Origin of the sequence: Solibacillus sp. FSL K6-1523 (assembly GCF_038005225.1) — a bacterium.
GTDB lineage: Bacteria > Bacillota > Bacilli > Bacillales_A > Planococcaceae > Solibacillus.
On the sequence record NZ_JBBOSU010000001.1, the window covers coordinates 1,895,802 to 1,914,463 of the forward strand.

The following is an 18,662-nucleotide window of genomic DNA, read 5'->3' on the forward strand; positions in this document are numbered from 1 at the left end:
ACATCGCATCCGAATCGTGAGGACGTGTTTTATTTACAAAAAAAATTGGTCATTGAGACAGAGGGAAGCTTTCGTTTTAATGACGTAATTACTCGCGAAGAAATGGTAGTGATGATTGCGAAAGCGAGAAATTTAAGTGGTACATCAAGTGAAACAAAATTTAATGATATACCAACATCGCATGATAATTCAGGTTTTATCCAATCAGCAGTTGATGCGGGCATTGTAAATGGCGTAACAGCAACAAAATTTGAGCCAAATGGAAAATTAAAACGTGGACAGTTGGCAATCTTGATCGCACGTGCATTTGAACTTCCAGATGGTACTTTTAAGCCAAATCTCGAAGTCACACGTATATACGCCGCAGCTGTTTTAGCGCGGGCAATGCAGTATGCGGATAGTGAATAATAGCTGAACATCGAGTTAGTTTAAAAACGAGCTGGATTGAAACTTAAGAAAACATGTAGGGAAACCAAACTTTATTTGATTATTTGGCACAATTTATGGAGATAGAGGGGTTAGGCTCACCAAATTAAGAAATAGGAATTAATAAATCTCTTTAAGAAACAGATAAAATGAACAGGAAAAGGTGAGGATATAATGGAATATAGATTTTCGTTAAAAGAACAGTTATTTCAACTGGAAGAAAAATTATTAAAACCAGAAATTAGGATATCAAATGATGAGCTAACGAATCTTCTAGCAGACAGTTTTTTTGAATTCGGAAGCTCGGGTAAAGTATTGTACAAAAATGAAAGTGTTGGGGAAATGAATCTTGGAATAGTGCAAATGGAAATGAGTGATTTTGAGATTCATCCATTGTCTGAAGAAATAGTTTTAACAACTTACCGGATTTATAACGCGATGACTGAACAACATTCATTACGCAGTTCGATATGGAAGTTAATTGACGGTCGTTGGAAGATGCATTTTCATCAGGGGACAAAGGTAACTTCTTAACTGTGATTATTGCAAAATTTACGATTGTTTTAATGAATCATGGGTCGATAAATTGGACAAAATAAACAAAACTGAATAAATGTCCCATTTGCAAGTTAGCGGACACCGTTAAGCCACGAATATTGTTAAGTCAATGCTCGTGGTTTTTTACCTGGGCGGATTGATTGCAATAGAAATTTACTCCCCTCCCAACCGTAATTTTAGCATCTAAGATATATATAATAATTGCTCCATTGTGAAATGAAAAAATCCAATAGGTTGTATATAACACTTAAATTAAAAACAAGCATTCTAACTGTCCTAAAATCACGTTTGGGAACTAAATTAAATTAAAATAGTCAACAATAAAAGGGGTTATTTAACATTATATCAAAAGTGACAATGGGGGTAGTTTATGACTGTTGAATCAAATGCAAAAGGGACAAAGCGAAAAAAGATAGTAAAAGTTATACTGATTATTAGTTTTTTATTTACGGGGTTTATTGGATATGGAGTGTATTGGGCATTTTTCGATATGAACAGGCTGCCAACGGGAGAATATCTTACGGAAGCAACCTCCCCTGATGGTACGTATACTTTAAAAACTTATGTATCGGGTACAAGCTTAAGCGCTGATGCTGTAAGAGGTGAATTAGTATTTAATAAACGTAATGGTAAAACAAAAAATATCTACTGGAATTATCGAGAATCAACAGCCAAAATTGAGTGGTTAGATAATAAAACAGTAGTAATTAATGGGCATACGCTCGAAGTACCTAATGGAAATTATGATTGGCGTAAACAATAATTGGGCTTACCTTGTTTTGTTTAGCTACAGTTCGAATGATATTTTTAAATAATGGTTAGAGAACGATACAAAATTTAAGTATAGGGATGGACCATTAAGCCACGAACATTCGTGGCTTTCACAGCTTTATCTCCAACATCCCTCGAAGGCTAACTCAAATCATTATATATGCGCACAAATTATCATTTCAAATACCGCATTATGCTTTCTAGATAGCACTTTCAAGCCCAATTCAGAAATAACGCGCATCAATGCGGCAGCCGCTTTAGAACGGGCAATGCAGTATGCGAATCGTCAATAATAGCTGAAAATCGAGTAGTTTAAAAATGGGATTGATTGACTCTTAAGAAACCATGTAGGGAAAATACGGAATTTACTAAATTTATTCAGTGTTTTCATGCATAATTAACACGTCTGCCTATTTATCAAAGATTCCCATTTTCATATCGATAAATTTCAACTACATAACCAAGATAATTTAATTGTTTCAATGCTGTAAGATACAATTCTTGTTTTGGATTTTCTTCATCTATTATTTGTTGAAGAATGGTAGAACAATCTTCAATCCAAGTGAATACTATTTCATCTTGTGCAAACTCTTTAAGCCCATTTAATCCATTTAGTCTTTCTTGTGCGTGTTCTTTATTTTCTATTCCTTCTGTGCCACCACCAAACAACTCCACCCACATGATTACAATTCCAAAATATTGTTCTTCTGTCGGTTTAACTATATCAGTAGAGTGATAAGGGGCTTGGTGTAGCATTTTATTTTTTGTGAAGAACTTATATCCGTTTTCATAAATGACAATTTCATATAAACTACCCTCATCTTCAAGTACTCCTCCTGCTGGTAGTTGGTAGTCCATCATTAATTCGTAAAATTCCCTTTGAACGTCATCCATTTCCATCTTGACAATCATATTAGAAGTATAATTAAAACAATAGATAGCTTCCTCTTCACACTCTGCTACATTTTCTACTATCTCTAAATCATCCCTAGAATTAATATCTTCATAAGACAATATCTCCATCTGTTCATTTGTTAATGATTCTTCAATTGAAGATTGTTGGTTAGAATTTGCAATCTCTTTTTCTGTTTCATCGATAAATTCGGTTTGTTCTAAGTTTTCAGTACAACCAAATAGAAAAAGTGTTGATAGTAATAAGATTAATCCGTTTAATTTCATCGGCTTCAAAGGATCGTCCCCCCAAGAATCATTTTTCGGAAATTTGTATTAACATCACTTCAAAAATTTGAAATTATTGTCCACGTGATATTCTTAGGCAGTAATACTGGAATAAATAAACATTTGGTCTGTCTGTTTATTATCTCATAGGAACATAAATACTACATACTTTTTTGTGAAGAAAGTTTCTCTTTCCTAGGTTGAGAGTTAAAATTTCATGGATGTTTTGTTACAAATACGCAATCTCACTTTTAAGCAAAAATATAAAATATTTGTAGTCCCAGCTGCCTATAGTTATATCAATTCCTTATTCTCAAACAATATATTTAAAATATAAATGACAATGATAATAATTATTTTGACTATCATCGTTGTCATTTTGACTTCTATCGTTTACAATCAATTTGAGGTGATGAAATGAAAAATAGATTAAAGGAGCTGCGAGCTAGAGATGGCCTGAACCAAACCGATTTAGCTAAAAAGGCAAAAATCTCTCGCCAGACAATTAGTCTAATCGAGAGAAATGAATATATGCCATCTTTGTTAATTGCTACAAAAATTGCCCATGTATTTAAAGAACCTATTGAACAAATTTTTATGTTTGAGAAGGAGGAACTTGAATGATTTTGTTAACAATTGCATTATTGATTACTTTTTACAGCGCACAACAATTATGGGGATCGTATACCGCTATTACTACAACAGAGTTACTTTTATTCATTTGCAATATAAGCAGTAGCCTATTAGTAGCCTTCGCAGCCGGTTATAATTTAAAACTAACACGTGCATTGAACCATCCATCGATTAATGATGAAGACGCTTTTTTTCACTCGCTTGAACGAAGGCATTATCGTATTTCGAACGCAGTTATAACAGCATTGATTATAGCTTTTTTAGCAACTGTCATAGGCTTTATCTTTTTACGAGATGAACATCCTCAAATTGTATTCGTGTCCATTATTATTGGCGCTATTTCATTTCTCTTTGCAATATCAGATTCTAAAATGACATCTATTATTTTTCCAAATTATTCGCCACCTAAACCGAATTCAAAGGAGCCTGTTCTAGATACATTAGATATGTTTGATGATGGACAAAAATATGTATTATTAAAATCATTGTATAAATTATATTTTCTAATTATATCGTTACTCGTCTTATTAATTTTCGCACTTATGTACTACTCTATCTTCTCCGGCAATAACCAAACTGTAAGTATTATTGGAATCGGGTTCATTTTATTCCTTTGTCTGTTAATCTTCTCAAGTAGTTTAAAACCGCAGAAGTCGCATAAAAATTAGGAGTTAAACTCTATTTTGGATACTGTTAAAAATATAAATTTATAATCTTAAGGCATTCGTAAAGATTTAAGTACATCATTTTGTTGGTTTAATAAAGAACCGTCAATCGCTAAATTTGAAAGGGGGTATAGCCATGTATAAAGAAATAAGTAAAAAAGAGAAAAAGGATGGAAAGTTAGCTTTGTCCATTTTTTAAGGAGCTAGTATTGGTGCCATAATTGGTTTACTAGCATATATTAAGGATTGGATTTAAAGTTTATTATTAACTAACCAGCTAATAGAATGTCAAGGAAAACATTTTAAATCGAAAAACACTTCATGTTATACTAAAAATGCGCAACACAAATAACCCTCCGAATTTATTTTGGAAGGTTTTTGTTTTATATGAAAATGCTACTATTATATATTTTCTTGGAACGGCGTTTTCGTTTTTAAAATCGCATAAATCCAGTGTAAAAGCTTATTAGCACAAGCGATAATGGCTACTTTATATGGCTTACCTTCTTCACGTTTTAAATCGTTTGTTCCGTGCAATAGTTTCTTCGGTTGTTTTCTTTTTACGGCTATCTCGAATCGAACAGCGAACGGCTGTGTAAAGCATATGCCGAAGTCTAGCTGATCCGCGTTTGGTAATGTGATTGTTCGTGCCTTTAAAGCGTCCAGATTCAAACACACTGGGATCTAGTCCCGCAAAAGCTACTAACTTTTTGGATGATTAAACCGGTCAATTTCCCCAATTTCTGAAAGTATCGTGGCAGCGATTTTTTCACCTACACCGGGAAGTGTCTGGATTAATTCATATTCTTCGAGTTGTGCCGCCAATTGATCAATCTCACGCTCTAACGTAGAAAGTTGTTGGCGGTACGCTTGAAGTAAATCAATATACATATTCAGACTGACGAGAAGGCTTTGATAAAGCGTTGACTGAAATGGGTTGCGTTCTGCAGCTGCGATTAATCCCTCAGCTCTTTCGTGCGCCCAATTAAATGAACGTGCTTTACAATGCTTATCAATAAAACGTGCAATCTCTTCTACACCTGCGCCTAGTACTGATTCAGATGTAGGGTAGGACTGTAAAGTCCTTAATGAAATCTCAGCGTACAAATCACCAAAAACTCCTTTATACTCAGGGAAAACTTGATCTAATACAGCTTGAAATTGTAGCTTTGTTTGAACCATAATTCCTGTCATATTTTCGTGTTGCCGTGTTAGATGTCGAAGGTTTAAAAGCTGAATACCACGCTTTTTCTGAGGCTCTAAATCCTCTTTGTAATACAGTTCACCTAAGTGATAGGCATCAATTGCATCTGTTTTCGTTTTTCGTAAATTAGAGCTTTTTGCTCGATAAGATACCAGTGGATTTACGATGATGACAATGTACTCTCTTGCCTCTAAAAACTGTACAACAGGGGCATGATAGTGACCTGTCGCTTCTAAAACAATAGGTGGTTTCATCCCTGTTTGACGCTCTAAATCTAGTAAATAAGCGTGTAACTCCTCAAGTCCTTCCACCGTATGTTCAACCTTCACACTGCTTTTATAGGGCATTTTTTTATCCAAGAACATTTGAACTTGACTTTCACCTTTTGCGATATCCAGGCCAACAACTGGATTCATAAATTATCTCCTCCTAGGATAATGGATTGACCGGTAACCTCTAACTACCTTGTCATTCATATGTTCGCTTGTTATACGGGATCACAATGTCCCAACCAGCCTAATCATGTGTTAACAAGTAGAGGGTGAACATGTTAGTTGTCGGGATTAAATCCCACGGGTGCTTCCGTTCTACCCCGGCTACTATCAATCTATAAATTGAATAAAAAATAGTCAACCAGATTTCTCTGGCTGACCTTATAATACGAGCGGGTGTTTTAGTCTAGCAATGGAAGAGCACACAAAAGAAATGGTTGCTGAAATTAAATCAAGAGATAAAAAATACAAACACGACAATATCTCACACAAACATTGTCCAGACTGTGGAAAACCAACGCTTGAAGTGAATGGTAAAAAGGGCAAAATGTTAGTATGTCAAGATCGTGAATGTGGTCACCGCAAGAACATGTAACAAACGCTCGCTGCCCTCAGTAAAAAGAAAAATGAACAACGTGGTGAAGGAGAAGGACAAACTTTTGCATGTAAATGCGGTTAGTCGCAAAAAAGAAGGAAGTGGCAAAATGGATAAACTTAGAGTACAGAAATATTTAAAACAACAAGAAAAAGAGGCTGAACCAATTAATAATCCATTTGCAGAATTATTAAAAGCAACGAAGTTTGATAAATAAAATAGTTACTGTACCACTTTTCATCAAAACTTACAAAAGATTCTTTTTTTCTATAGATGATAAATTTAAACAGATACTTAAGAATTGAATATTATCAGGCATTGTACTAATATCAACACTAGAAATAATCAAACTGTATGATAGAACAAAAAACCCCTAAACATAATGTATACTAAGTATATATTGTGTTTAGGGGTTTTTTATAAACAAAACACATTTTACAATGAAATTTAAACGATTTAACTTTCGTATATTATATACTTAGTATATAATATACGAAAGGATAGGAGGAATTAAAACATGATAAAGGTTAGAAATTTGAAAAAGGAATTTATACAGGGACAAGAAAGAACTGAAGTCTTGAAGGGATTTGATTTGAACGTTGAAGAAGGCGAATTTGTGGCTGTAATGGGTCCAAGTGGTTCTGGAAAGAGCACATTACTCCAACTTTTAGGGGGGCTTGATGTCCCTACTGAAGGAGATATAGTAATAAATCAAAGTAATTTAAGTAATATGACGGAAAAAGAAAGGACGATATTTCGTAGAAAGTATATCGGTTTTATTTTTCAGAACTACCAGCTACTCCCTACATTAAGTATAGAAGAAAATATAGCTTTTCCTCTTCATGCAGATGGCAGTTTAACTAAAAAGAAGAACCAAATTATTATGGAACTGCTTGATTCTGTCGGATTGAAAGGACTTGGTCGGAAACGTGCTAATTTGCTGAGTGGCGGTCAACAACAACGAGTTGCTATAGCCAGGGCATTAGTTAATAACCCTTCTGTTTTATTAGCCGATGAACCAACAGGAAATTTAGATAGAGGTAAAGCCGAAGAAATACTCGGATTATTGTTAAGATTCAATCGAGAAAATAATCAAACAATCATCATGGTAACGCATGATATTTTTGCAGCTGGATGTGCTGATCGAATTATTCTATTTAAGGATGGTGTTATTGATCAAGTGATTTCTAGAAAGGATAATGATTATGCTAAATATGTGGCGAATTTCATGGCGTAATATAACACAAAGTAAAAAAAGGTTTTTTATTTCCCTACTTGGGATAATCTTAGGTATAGCTTTTGTAACATCTATGCTTATTGCAGACAAAACAACAAATGATGTTTTTGATTATTATGAAGAAATGTATGTGGCAAATGCGGATTATTGGGTTCTAAGTGATGAACATACTTACTCTGAGGATGTGGTTTCGTCAGTTTTAACTAGTCCAATTGTGACGGAAACCTTGCTTGCACTTGATAAACAAGCTTTTTTTGAGCTGGAGGGTGATCAATCTCTAAATCAAAGATCCGTCCGAATTACAGGCGTGAATGATCAAAACAGCTCTTTATTGAAACTTCCTGTTATCGAAGGGAGTTTGGATAATGAAGGTTTGGTGATACCAAAAGCTGTTGCAAATCTGTTAAATAAAAACGTAGGAGATACAATTAGGTTTACCGATTTGGGAGAAGCTAAGGTTTCCGCCATTGTTGAATATACGCAGTTGCTTGCAAGTCCGAATAACTGGGAGCGTGCTGAATCAACCAGCTTCCGAATCATGGCTCCACTAGAATTGCTACAAGAATGGACTGGTATGGAGGATAAACTTTCCTATGTTAGATTTCAAACAAATGAAGAAGGAGAGAAACTTTTTCAATCTCTCCAGGAAGAATTTCGTAATTCAAATGCATATGTACAACCAGTTGTCGCGGATGATCGGCAAAGTAACGATATAGGGGGACTATATACGTTCTTTTACTTAATTGCTGGGTTGTCTATGTTTATTAGCGGATTCATTGTTTTTAATATGATTTATACAAGTGTTATGGAGAGAAAAAAGGAATTTGCAATCATGAAAAGTTTCGGATATCTACAAAGTTCTGTTTCCAGACTTATTCTAATTGAAGTACTACTGTTGGGGCTAATAGGTACAGCTGTTGGGGTGCCTATAGGAATTTGGCTTGGGGATATGTTCATGCAAACTTTACTAAGCGTATTTGAATTTGACGTGGTTTACACATTAAATTGGAAAATACCTGCATTAATAGCTGTACTTATTGGAATTTTATTTCCTGCCGTATCTTCATTATTTCCTATTTACAATGCGGGGAAAACCTCTGTGTTATTGACATTAAAAATGGCAAATCAAACGCAATCATCGAGAATCCTATACATAGTTAGGACAGTCCTAGGTGTTGGCTTGCTTGCTCTTGTATTTATCAATCATCCCATCTCTTATTTAGCGATTTTGGCAAGCATCATTTTGTTGTTTCCATTATTGTTACTTGGCATGAGCAGAGTATTTAAACCAGTTTTAAAATTATTCTTCGGTTACTCTGGTAGTCTGGCAACGCAAAGCCTTACAAAACAATTAAATCGAAATGCTAATACTGCTGCTATTCTTGCTGTGGGAATTGCAGTGATATTATTACTAAGTGCTGTTATTGAATCCGCACCTGAAGGTTATGAAAATGAAATCAGAAATACGTATGGAGGAGACCTGAGAGTTTCATCAGAAGCACCATGGTCTGATGTAGATAGAGAAAAGTTATTATCGTATGATGCTGTTGAAAATGTTGATCCTTTAACGGAAGCTACGCCAATTACATGGGCAACCACTGATGGGGAGAAGAGACAGTTTTCCATCTTTGCTGTAGGTGAAGAAGGACCCGCATTGTTTGAAAGTTCTAAAAAGGGAAATTTATATTATGAACTGGCAAAGGAGCCTTCTGTTGTTCTCGGCGAAAGAGCTTTTGATGAATGGGGTGGAAATATAGGAGAATATATTTACATTAATACACCTTCAGGTAAACAACAACTTGAAGTCCTTGAGGTAGTGAAAACATCGAATTACTCTGGCTATGTTGCATTTATGGATAAGAATCATTTAAATAATGAATTTGGTTGGGCGAATCATTTCGACATGTTATTAACTTTAAATGACGGATATACCGGTGAACAATTACGTAATGAGTTATGGTTGGATTTCAGCACTCATCTCTCAAAAGTAGAAACGGTAGAAGATGAAATTAAATCAACTACTTCAGCATTAACAGGTATGAATGAGTTAATTTTAGTCATGTTAGTTTTAATCATTGGACTAGCTAGTATCGGTACAGCAAACACTTTATTAATGAATACGTTGGAACGCACCACCGAGATAGGGACAATGCGAGCGCTTGGATTTACGAAACAGCAAGTTAAAATGATGATTATTAGTGAAGGTTTACTTATAGGATTGTCGGGGGTTATTGGTGGTATAATTTCAGGTGTAGTTTTACTTTATACAACTAGCCAATCCGAACTATTGGGAGGTTTTATATCTTTTCAATTACCTTTAGGGAATATTATTCTGGCACTGATTGCTGGTGTTTCTCTAAGTCTCTTTGCTTCTTGGATTTCCAGTACTACGGCTAGTAAAATAAATATTATATCATCACTTAAAGAAGGTTAAGCAATTATGTCGGTTAAGTACGGAATATTAACACTGCTATTTATAGAAAAAAATCATGGGTATGAATTAAAACTAGAGCTAGAATCTCTTCTGGGGGTTAAAGGGAGAGTTAATCCTGGTCAAATTTATACGACACTGGACCGTCTAGTACGTGATCAACTGGTCTTATCTGTAGGAATTGACGACCAAGAAAGAAAACTTTATAAAATCACTACGGAAGGTAAAAAAGAGTTGGAAAATTGGTTACTGGAACCTGTACCCTATCATTCTACTAAAGAAGACTTTCATTTTAAATGGAGCTGTGCTCGTAAGAGTGATTTCGAACAAGAAAAGAAAATGCTTGATCAACAAAAAGCGATGATAATGAAAGATGTCATGGAATTGACTAAATTTAAAATGGAATTTCTTCTTCAAGGTGACGAGAATAGGTATTTATTAATCACTGGTACCCTCTTGCATTTAGAAGCAGATTTAAACTGGATAAATCAAATTGAAAAGCGAAATAGCCCATAATTCTAGGTGAAGTTTTCCACTTTTAATAACCTTTGCCTTTATTAATCTTTTGAAAGGGAGTGAATATTTTTTGGATGTTATCCTAGATTACAATTGGGAATTGTTTATCTCTATAGAGGTATTGTCATTGGGATTCCTAATCTTATTCGGTATATTTCGCTATTTTTTTAAAAAACCTCGATATAGCCTAATATTTATTTTTTTATTTCTGTTTTTGTTGATAATTGAGGGATTACTCGGACTGTATGTCTATCGTCAAACAGGAGAAATATCAACTTTTCAAATCGTTATTATCATCTTTATCATCTTTATCATTTATGCTTTTACATTTGGTATACTCGATTTTATCAAATTGGATCGTTGGATGCGTAAAAAAATTGGAAAGTTACGTGGCGTTGAATTATTGACTGATAAAGATTATGAGATAATTGAAAAAAATAATAATCCTAAATATATTGCAAAGAAATATCGTGTATCATCCTATATTCATTTAGTTTTGTTCATAACAGTTCAAGCTATTCTGTGGGTAATTGGTACAGAAAGTTTCGCAGAAATAAAGATGTACTTAAGTGATTTTTCGTGGCTAGAAAATGAAAATGCTAAAGGATCACCTTATCCAAATGATGCTGCGTTTGCAATAGGTGTAATTTGGGGAATTGTATTTATTGCTGACTTTATTTATTCTTGGTCATATACATTGTTTCCTAAAAAATAGGGTAAGTTTGAATTAAAAAAATTCGCGCAATCACGACATATACAAGTTATAATCGCCATTTAATAATTAGTGGAAACAAGATATTATTCTATTCTTTGAATATATGTCCACAATTAACAGTGTTGTTTAATTTTACTTTTATAAAAAGGTATTGATAAAGTTACGACTTTATTATCATTACACAATATTTAGGTACCCCTTGTTCAATAAAATCAAGCCGATGATTCCTTAGTGTAGGCAATATCGGCTTTTTCCATGACGAAATTTGATAACATACGTTTTGCGCATTTTGTTGGTAGGGCCACTTTAATTATTTTTCAGTATGTTCTTAAAAAAGTCGGCTATATTAATTTAACTTTGAGTCTTTTCCTCCCTTAATAACGTAAGGTAATCTAATGGTTTAGAAAATATTTTCTTTAAAGCGGAATCAAAAAAACTAAATTTTCCTGAGAAAACTATTCTAGGAGAAAAAATTGTGAAATTAAATCTTGTTGCAGTTTATTCAATTGTTGTATATATTCATGTGATTTCTTTAACGATAATATACTTTCTTCTTTTATATTATGCTCTTTTTCAAGTTGTTCTATTTTGTGTTGCTTAGATTTTAATTCATTTTAAAGAGTTGTTTTTAATTCCTTATTTGTGATTTTATTCACTATTAGGTTTAATAAATTTTGTAATTCATAATTCTTTTCATGTCTTTGAAGTTTGTGAGATAGGGCTAAATTCACCTCATCTATTAATTATCTACCAGCCCGATTCTTTTTCTTCCAAAATGATTCTGACGGTAATTTAGGGATCTCTTGATTCTGATATAGTCCAATGCAATACTTGTGTAAGTCAATATATTGTATCCCTTTTGATACACCATGCTTCAGAACGTAGCTGTTCACTATCGGTTTACAAAATAAACCTAATCAACGTTTTCAAATGCAACTTTAAAAATAAAATTGAGAGCCACGAATGTTGTTCAAAATCAGCATTCGTGGCTCTTTGTATGAAGGGTTATTTATACAACTTTTTATATATGAAACCTCAAATATAGTTAATATAATGGCTAGTGTCCGTTTTACTTACATTGATACCCATTCTTTACCTGAGATTATGCATAAAAATCGGTTTCATAACATTGAAATAATATGCGCACTGGGGCATCATTCATTCCCCGCGCGCAAGCTCCCGTGACCTTGTCTCTGCACTGCGTATACAATTGGCAATGGCTTCGTTAAACTGCATTGCTTCCAACGCGCGAATGCCGGCTTCAGTTGTACCGCCTGGACTTGTTACTTTGCGTCTTAAAACTTCGGGTTCATCCTTGCCCGTTTTCATCATTTCTGCGGAACCGGCAATGGTTTGCACCATTAATTGGCGGACAATTTCTTTTGTAAGTCCAAACTCAGAACCAACCCGTTCAAATGCTTCTAATAAATAGTATAAATAGGCAGGCCCGCTTCCTGAAAGCGCGGTAACGGCATGTAATTTATCTTCTTCAACCTCAATTACAATGCCAACCGCTTCTAACAATTGACGGTATAAAGCACGCTGAACATTTGAAACGAGCGAATTGAATGCAATACCTGATGCGGACATCCCGATTGTGGCAGAAGTATTCGGCATGACGCGTGCAATGGCGCGTTGTCCAAGATGCTGTTCAATCGTTTCGATACTAATTCCAGCTAATATGGAAAGAATGGCAGTATTCGAACTAATAAAAGGTTGGATTTTGTTCATGGCTTCTTTCGCGTCTTTCGGTTTCATCGCTAAAATAATTAAATCTGCATCTACCATTTCGTCATACGCTGTTAATTGCTTAACACCATAGTCTGTTACGAGCTGCTGTAGTCGATCGTTATTAGAGCGATTTGATACAAAAATAGCGGCCGGATTGACGACTTTATTTTCAACCCAACCTTGTATGAGTGCTTCAGCCATTGAGCCTGCACCAATAAAAATAATTTTTTGCATAGTTTATTCCTCCAATTTTCTATCAATTTCGCCTCGGCCTAATCGCACCCCAATTTTGAATTGTGATAAGCTTTGCGATTTACACGGTTTATCACAAGTGAACACAAATAAAAAGCGCTCTCATCCTTAGCATTCGCAAGGACGAAAACGCTTGTTTCCGCGGTACCACCTTATGTTCACATTCATATGTGCAACTTCATTCGCCTTTTTATCGCAAAGGATACGGTTATGTTGTCATAACGGCTCCAAAGTAGGTTCAATTATTAGAGCGGGCTATGCCGATTTCAGCGATTACGGCACTCTCTTTAACCATCAAAATAATTTACTTTGCTTTTTCATCGCCTGTAAATTTAGAATTATCAAGAATTATATAAGTGTATGGTAAAACTGTCAACCTTTGACGTGACGAATCGAAGGAAAAGAGGTAGAATAAATGAATAATCATTCACAATTAGACAGACATAAAGGGGAAAAGACAATGGACATTTTTAAAATAGTAATACCAACACCATTTCCAGTAGGGGATGTGAATGCTTTTTTAGTAAAAGGGGATGCACTCACGTTATTTGATGTTGGTCCTAAAACCGAGGAAGCTTACGAAGCACTGAAATGGGGAATTCGAAGTGCGGGTTATGATATGAAGGATATTGAGCAGGTTGTATTAACCCATCATCACCCTGATCATGCGGGCTGGGTTGATGCTTTTAGTCATGCTGAAATACTAGGACATGCCTATATTGACCATTGGATGAAAAAAACACCTGAATTTCTTCAGTATCATGAAACATTTTATGCGAGACAATTAAGAGAAGGCGGCGTGCCAGAAAACTATATTCAAAAAGTTTTAAAAGTAAAAGGTGAAATTGAACTTTTTGGTTCCATTCCTTTAACGGGGTATTTAAAAGAAGGGGATGAAGTACCGGGTCACAAAGGGCTAATGGTTTATGAAACGCTTGGACATGGGCAAAGTCACCTCATTTTTTTAGAGGAAGGAACGAGAGAATGTATCGGTGGCGATTTATTACTTGAACGTACATCATCGAATCCGTTAATTGAACCGCCTGTTGATTTATCAATGGAACGACCGAAATCGTTATTACAATATAATGCTTCACTTCAAAGATTGAAGGCGTTAAATGTTTCGAAATTGTATACAGGTCATGGTGGGGAAATTACTGAAATAGGGGATTTAGTAGATGATCGCTTGGAACGCCAAAAGCAACGTGCATTAAAAGTATATGATTTACTCGTTAAGCCACAAACGAATTTTGAGCTAACGGCACAGCTATTTGAACGACTATATCATCAACAGCTCGGTTTAACGCTATCTGAAACGCTTGGACAGCTTGATTATTTAATAGATAATGAAATGATTGAAGCGAATATGCGAGACGGAGTTATTTATTATAGTAGATTATAGAATGAACGGAAGAAAGTCATCATTTTTTAGTGATGACTTTTTATTATTTCTAAAGCAGGAACATAGTTTTCCAAAAAGTTCTATATTAACTTTGAATTCATAGAATGAAAGCAAAAATTTGATAAACGGATGAATCTTCACTAAAATCATATAAGGATTGATTAGAACTTTTATAGAGAAATTGGAGGAAATCGAACATGAGGAAATATTGGATATTCCTTCTTTTATTCGTGTTAGCAGGTTGCAGTAGTAGTAAGAGCGACGGGGCAACGCAATTTACAGAACAGCAGGCGGTGCCATTTGAAATTGTTCATTACGAAGCAAAAATTGCACCAGTTTATGAGTCACTTGTCCCATATATTTCATATGCCGAAACAGAAGGGCAGTTAAAAGAGTTACAAGGGCGCTTTCAATTAGAGAATATAAATGTGGATATGGACAATTATATGGCGGTATTTCTTGTGACTTACTCGGATAGCTGTGGTATTGCGGCGGATGGTGTTTACAATGATGCTGGAAAATTAGCCGTTCAGCTTATGGCTGTGCAGGGGAAAGAATGTAAAAATGAAGGCATGCCACACACATTTGTGCTACAAGTACCAAAGGGAGAATATGAAAAAGTACAATTGTATAATGGCAATATTATTAAATCATCTACTGAGGTAATCAATTAGTAAGTAGTAAGTGCGCAAACAATGCGAGAAAATGTCATAAATGAAACCTGTTCACTTTACATCTGAGCAGGTTTTTCCTATTTTGCACTCAGTGAGGAATATTTTGACGCTTCCATTGAAAAGATGTAACGTATAACATGAATTATCCAATCTATTTCAAAGGAGCACGAAAATTGAGTGACTTTCTTTTTTTTACAATTATATTTCTAGTTGTACTTTTACTAACATTACTGTGTCTCCGTGCTTTTTTTGTGCAATGGCACATTCGAAAAGCTATTGGCAAAGGGCTTAAAATAAATAAACAACCATTACAAATAATGAGTGGTTATTCAGAAAGTGAACATCTAATTTATAATCAAGTGGAAGACTACGCCAAGGCGAAAACGGGCTATTTGCGTGTTTTTAGATCGCGGTACAAGCTAGATAGGCAAATACATCGCGAATTAAATCGTAAAACAAAAAATGCAATGACGCGCTTTTTTTCATGGCTGCTTGTGACAATTAAATTTGCTCTGTCGTTTGTATTAGTAGTTGCGAGCTTGCTATTTGGCTCGATTGTACGAGATGAATGGCAGGCGGCAGATTTATGCTTACCAACTTTAGATCCGAATTTAACGATTGCGCGGGACATTGATCCACGGAAAAGTATCGATGAGCTATTGGCTGTTTTTTCAGATAACCCAAAGCGGTTACAAACGTTTAATTATGCCGATTCGAATGATTTAATCGAACCAGTTTATCCAACGTATCAATTGCCAGAAGTCGTAAATTCGGCTGAAACATTAGGGCAAGCCATGTCTTTTTATATGGGGAATTTTAAAAGTGAATTTACTGTAAATGTAGATACAAGACAGCATGATATGAAGAAAATAATGGAAGAAGCCTATACGTGGATGGACAAAAATGAGCCGTATCTTTACCGCACAACGACAGAAATTCAATCAACTTACTATGATTATGGAAGCTATGCCGAAGTTCATTTTACGATGAATTATGATTTAACTGCCGAGCAGCATGCGCAAATGCACGGCAAGGTAAAGCAGCTTGTTGAGGAGATGCCGCCAAACTTATCCGATGTTGAAAAGGTGAAATATGTAAATGATTATATCGTTTCGCAAACGGTATATGAGCTAGATAGCAAAGCAAGTCCGTATACACCCTATTCTGTTTTAATGAACGGGGAAGGGGTTTGTCAAGGCTATGCATTAGCAGTGCTTCTATTGTTTGATGAAATGGGTATGGAAGCACAGTATGTTACGGGTGATGCGATTCCAGTTGGTGGACATGCGTGGAATTTAGTAAAGGTGGACGGGGAATGGTATCATTTGGATACGACATGGAATGACCCAATACCGGATCAAGGAAAAAATATTCGTTATGACTATTTTTTACTTGCAGATGAAACGTTGGCACGGGACCATGTGTGGGCGTTTGACGAATATCCTAAGACGGCAGATGTGGATTACTATTAAGCTAATTTGCGAAGATTGCTTTAATAATAAAGCAATAGTAGAAGACTGATAAAAAAGGGCTCGATTCCTATTTAGTGGAATCGAGCCTTTATAATTTATCGCACTTGCACCGATGTGTTGCCACACACACTCGACACATTGTGAGGTTGTTGAGTAGTTGTTTTATTTATTCAATTCCTTATATAAAACATATTTTATAGCAGAAAATTCATCTTCAGATAGTTTACCTTCAATTTCGAATAATACTTCATCCTTATTAATTGAACCGTTTTGTGCTTGTTCCTGAATATCAAGTAAACGATTAACGCCCACTTTTTTTATTAATACACGTGTCGCTTCTTCCTTAGTTTGGAAGGGGAGAGTTTCCGGATTTTTATTTGCCGCCTCGTTAATAAATTCTTGAACCTTCGAATCGTTCTCGATATAGGATTTTACTTCTTCTAGATTTTTGTCATCTAAAGTAGCTTCCACTTTTGCTATTATTTTTTCGGAAGCGATATTAGTCCCGAAATGCCACACAGCATAGCCAGCCGCTCCGAGTAAAACAAGAATTATTGTGGTAATAGTTAAAAACTTTTTCATCAACTCACTCCTGACATTTTGAATATAGCACAGCTACACAAAAACCACGAAGAAAAAGGTGTTTTCTATTATTGGTTTAATTACATTTATTTGCGAACCATGAACAGATAAATTTCCAACTTAATACATAGATATAAATTTCGAACTAAGTATCTACATTAATAATATTAATATTGTAATATACTATTATAAATAAGTTAACAAAGTTAATTTATGTTTTTTTCAAAGATCTCTAGAATGTTCAGTAAAAAAATGCTATGAGGAGTCCTAAAATGAAAAAGAAAATAAACTATTTAATCTTCCTATTAACAACAATCTTTATTGTTGGTTGTACTAACGTAGAAGATGCAACCGTTACAGATAAAGAAACAGATTCACAAAAAGTAGAAACGATCGCTACGGTTGTTGATGAGCCAGTAGTAGAGAAAACACCAACCCAATCAAAAAATGACAAGTTCTCAGGATACAAAATAATTGAAGTTGATGGTGGTAATTTGTCTGGATATCGTGAATCTAACGTCGTCGTTGACATTGGTTACGGAGACCGTGAATATTGGGCATTTACGAATGAATACGGGCAACTAGTACGTGTCATTGCTGACGAAATTATTCTACAAGATGACCGTAACGAACCTGTATTATCGACTGGCAGATACTATTCTGATGAGGCAAAGATACCTGGCGTCGAAAGTGAATTTTTAGATGAAGGACATGTAATTGCTGATTCTCTTGGAGGGGTATCGAATGCTTATAATATTACCCCACAAAATAGTACGCTTAACCGACATGGTGATCAAGCCTACATGGAAGACGCGATCCGTAAAGCAGGTGGAGCTACTAATTTTGAAGCAATTATCAAATATCCGAATACGGAAACCCAGATTCCTTCAAGTTATCAGTATACTTATACAATAAAGGGAAAAGTCGTTACGGATTCATTTGACAATGTGAACCCTGATGAAGTAAACAAATCTCTTGGACTAACTGGAAATAATAAGTCTGAGTCCAAATTAACAAGTTCTTCAACAAATGAAGGTGACCTTTCTAGTGTTGATACAAATGGAAATGGACAAGTGACAATCGCAGAAGCAAAAGCAGCTGGTTATAGCATGCCAATAACGCGCGAACACTGGTTGTATAAATTCATGGATGATCGCGATAACGACGGTATGGTAGGTGAATAAGCCCCGTTTAGCAAAACAAGTTGCCAAACAATGCTTTGGTAACTTTCTTATTACATAGTAGAATCAAAAAAGCGACGTAGGGGTGAAGAGCTGAAGCAGTTTGTTATACCAATTATAAAGACAATTGCAATAGAGCTTTTAGACGCAAAGAAGGATGATCCTA

16 protein-coding genes, 2 pseudogenes and 1 other annotated feature are annotated in these 18,662 nt (G+C 35.1%); of the genes and pseudogenes, 14 read left to right on the forward strand and 4 right to left on the reverse strand.

Features of this window, described 5'->3' with window-relative positions; genetic code table 11:
• Positions 1 to 24: 24 nt before the first annotated feature.
• From MHI10_RS09000 to MHI10_RS09010, 3 genes are all read left to right on the forward strand, one after another.
• Positions 25 to 408, forward strand: a complete 384-nt coding sequence (locus tag MHI10_RS09000; protein WP_340784779.1) for an S-layer homology domain-containing protein — start codon at positions 25 to 27, stop codon at positions 406 to 408.
• Between the two features lie 192 nt (positions 409 to 600).
• Complete coding sequence (locus tag MHI10_RS09005) at positions 601 to 960, forward strand: nuclear transport factor 2 family protein (protein WP_340784780.1); 360 nt, start codon at positions 601 to 603, stop codon at positions 958 to 960.
• A 394-nt stretch (positions 961 to 1,354) separates the two neighbouring features.
• Positions 1,355 to 1,747, forward strand: coding sequence for a DUF5412 domain-containing protein (locus MHI10_RS09010; protein WP_340784783.1), 393 nt, complete (start codon positions 1,355 to 1,357; stop codon positions 1,745 to 1,747).
• 425 nt (positions 1,748 to 2,172) lie between these two features.
• Here MHI10_RS09010 and MHI10_RS09015 read toward each other — a convergent pair whose 3' ends face one another.
• On the reverse strand, positions 2,173 to 2,943 hold the full coding sequence (locus tag MHI10_RS09015; RefSeq protein ID WP_340784784.1) for a hypothetical protein: 771 nt from the start codon (positions 2,941 to 2,943) through the stop codon (positions 2,173 to 2,175).
• 408 nt (positions 2,944 to 3,351) lie between these two features.
• On the opposite strand from MHI10_RS09015, the gene MHI10_RS09020 reads away from it, so the two are divergent.
• Positions 3,352 to 3,558, forward strand: coding sequence for a helix-turn-helix transcriptional regulator (locus MHI10_RS09020; RefSeq protein ID WP_340784785.1), 207 nt, complete (start codon positions 3,352 to 3,354; stop codon positions 3,556 to 3,558).
• Positions 3,555 to 4,235 (forward strand): DUF3169 family protein, encoded by a 681-nt coding sequence (locus MHI10_RS09025; protein WP_340784786.1) that lies wholly within the window; start codon positions 3,555 to 3,557, stop codon positions 4,233 to 4,235. Before MHI10_RS09020 ends, MHI10_RS09025 begins: the two co-directional genes overlap by 4 nt.
• A gap of 399 nt (positions 4,236 to 4,634) precedes the next feature.
• On the opposite strand, the pseudogene MHI10_RS09030 reads toward MHI10_RS09025, so the two are convergent.
• Positions 4,635 to 5,852 (reverse strand): annotated as a pseudogene (locus tag MHI10_RS09030) (IS110 family transposase).
• A 274-nt stretch (positions 5,853 to 6,126) separates the two neighbouring features.
• On the opposite strand from MHI10_RS09030, the pseudogene MHI10_RS09035 reads away from it, so the two are divergent.
• The 5 genes and pseudogenes from MHI10_RS09035 to MHI10_RS09055 form a co-directional block, all read left to right on the forward strand.
• Positions 6,127 to 6,520 (forward strand): annotated as a pseudogene (locus MHI10_RS09035) (DNA topoisomerase III); the annotation flags it as partial.
• 300 nt (positions 6,521 to 6,820) lie between these two features.
• Positions 6,821 to 7,540 carry an ABC transporter ATP-binding protein gene (locus MHI10_RS09040; protein ID WP_340784787.1) on the forward strand — a complete coding sequence of 240 codons (720 nt, stop codon included), beginning with the start codon at positions 6,821 to 6,823 and terminating at the stop codon, positions 7,538 to 7,540.
• Entirely contained in the window at positions 7,509 to 9,974 is a 2,466-nt protein-coding gene (locus tag MHI10_RS09045; protein WP_340784788.1) for an ABC transporter permease, read from the forward strand. Before MHI10_RS09040 ends, MHI10_RS09045 begins: the two co-directional genes overlap by 32 nt.
• Before the next feature lie 6 nt (positions 9,975 to 9,980).
• Positions 9,981 to 10,487 carry a PadR family transcriptional regulator gene (locus MHI10_RS09050; RefSeq protein ID WP_340784789.1) on the forward strand — a complete coding sequence of 169 codons (507 nt, stop codon included), beginning with the start codon at positions 9,981 to 9,983 and terminating at the stop codon, positions 10,485 to 10,487.
• Positions 10,488 to 10,557: 70 nt separating this feature from the next.
• Positions 10,558 to 11,202, forward strand: a complete 645-nt coding sequence (locus MHI10_RS09055; protein ID WP_340784791.1) for a hypothetical protein — start codon at positions 10,558 to 10,560, stop codon at positions 11,200 to 11,202.
• 1,158 nt (positions 11,203 to 12,360) lie between these two features.
• On the opposite strand, the gene proC is transcribed toward MHI10_RS09055, so the two are convergent.
• On the reverse strand, positions 12,361 to 13,167 hold the full coding sequence (gene proC / locus MHI10_RS09060; protein WP_340784793.1) for a pyrroline-5-carboxylate reductase: 807 nt from the start codon (positions 13,165 to 13,167) through the stop codon (positions 12,361 to 12,363).
• Positions 13,168 to 13,301: 134 nt separating this feature from the next.
• Positions 13,302 to 13,515, reverse strand: a binding site (T-box leader).
• 130 nt (positions 13,516 to 13,645) lie between these two features.
• On the opposite strand from proC, the gene MHI10_RS09065 reads away from it, so the two are divergent.
• The 3 genes from MHI10_RS09065 (at position 13,646) to MHI10_RS09075 (ending at position 16,733) form a co-directional block, all read left to right on the forward strand.
• Positions 13,646 to 14,587, forward strand: a complete 942-nt coding sequence (locus MHI10_RS09065) for an MBL fold metallo-hydrolase (protein WP_445683215.1) — start codon at positions 13,646 to 13,648, stop codon at positions 14,585 to 14,587.
• A 197-nt stretch (positions 14,588 to 14,784) separates the two neighbouring features.
• On the forward strand, positions 14,785 to 15,261 hold the full coding sequence (locus MHI10_RS09070) for a Fe-S oxidoreductase (RefSeq protein ID WP_340784795.1): 477 nt from the start codon (positions 14,785 to 14,787) through the stop codon (positions 15,259 to 15,261).
• 173 nt (positions 15,262 to 15,434) lie between these two features.
• Complete coding sequence (locus MHI10_RS09075) at positions 15,435 to 16,733, forward strand: transglutaminase domain-containing protein (RefSeq protein ID WP_340784796.1); 1,299 nt, start codon at positions 15,435 to 15,437, stop codon at positions 16,731 to 16,733.
• A gap of 162 nt (positions 16,734 to 16,895) precedes the next feature.
• Here MHI10_RS09075 and MHI10_RS09080 read toward each other — a convergent pair whose 3' ends face one another.
• Positions 16,896 to 17,315, reverse strand: coding sequence for a hypothetical protein (locus MHI10_RS09080; RefSeq protein WP_340784797.1), 420 nt, complete (start codon positions 17,313 to 17,315; stop codon positions 16,896 to 16,898).
• Between the two features lie 272 nt (positions 17,316 to 17,587).
• Between MHI10_RS09080 and MHI10_RS09085 the strand changes: the two genes are divergently transcribed.
• Complete coding sequence (locus tag MHI10_RS09085; RefSeq protein ID WP_340784798.1) at positions 17,588 to 18,499, forward strand: DNA/RNA non-specific endonuclease; 912 nt, start codon at positions 17,588 to 17,590, stop codon at positions 18,497 to 18,499.
• The last annotated feature ends 163 nt before the right edge of the window (positions 18,500 to 18,662 follow it).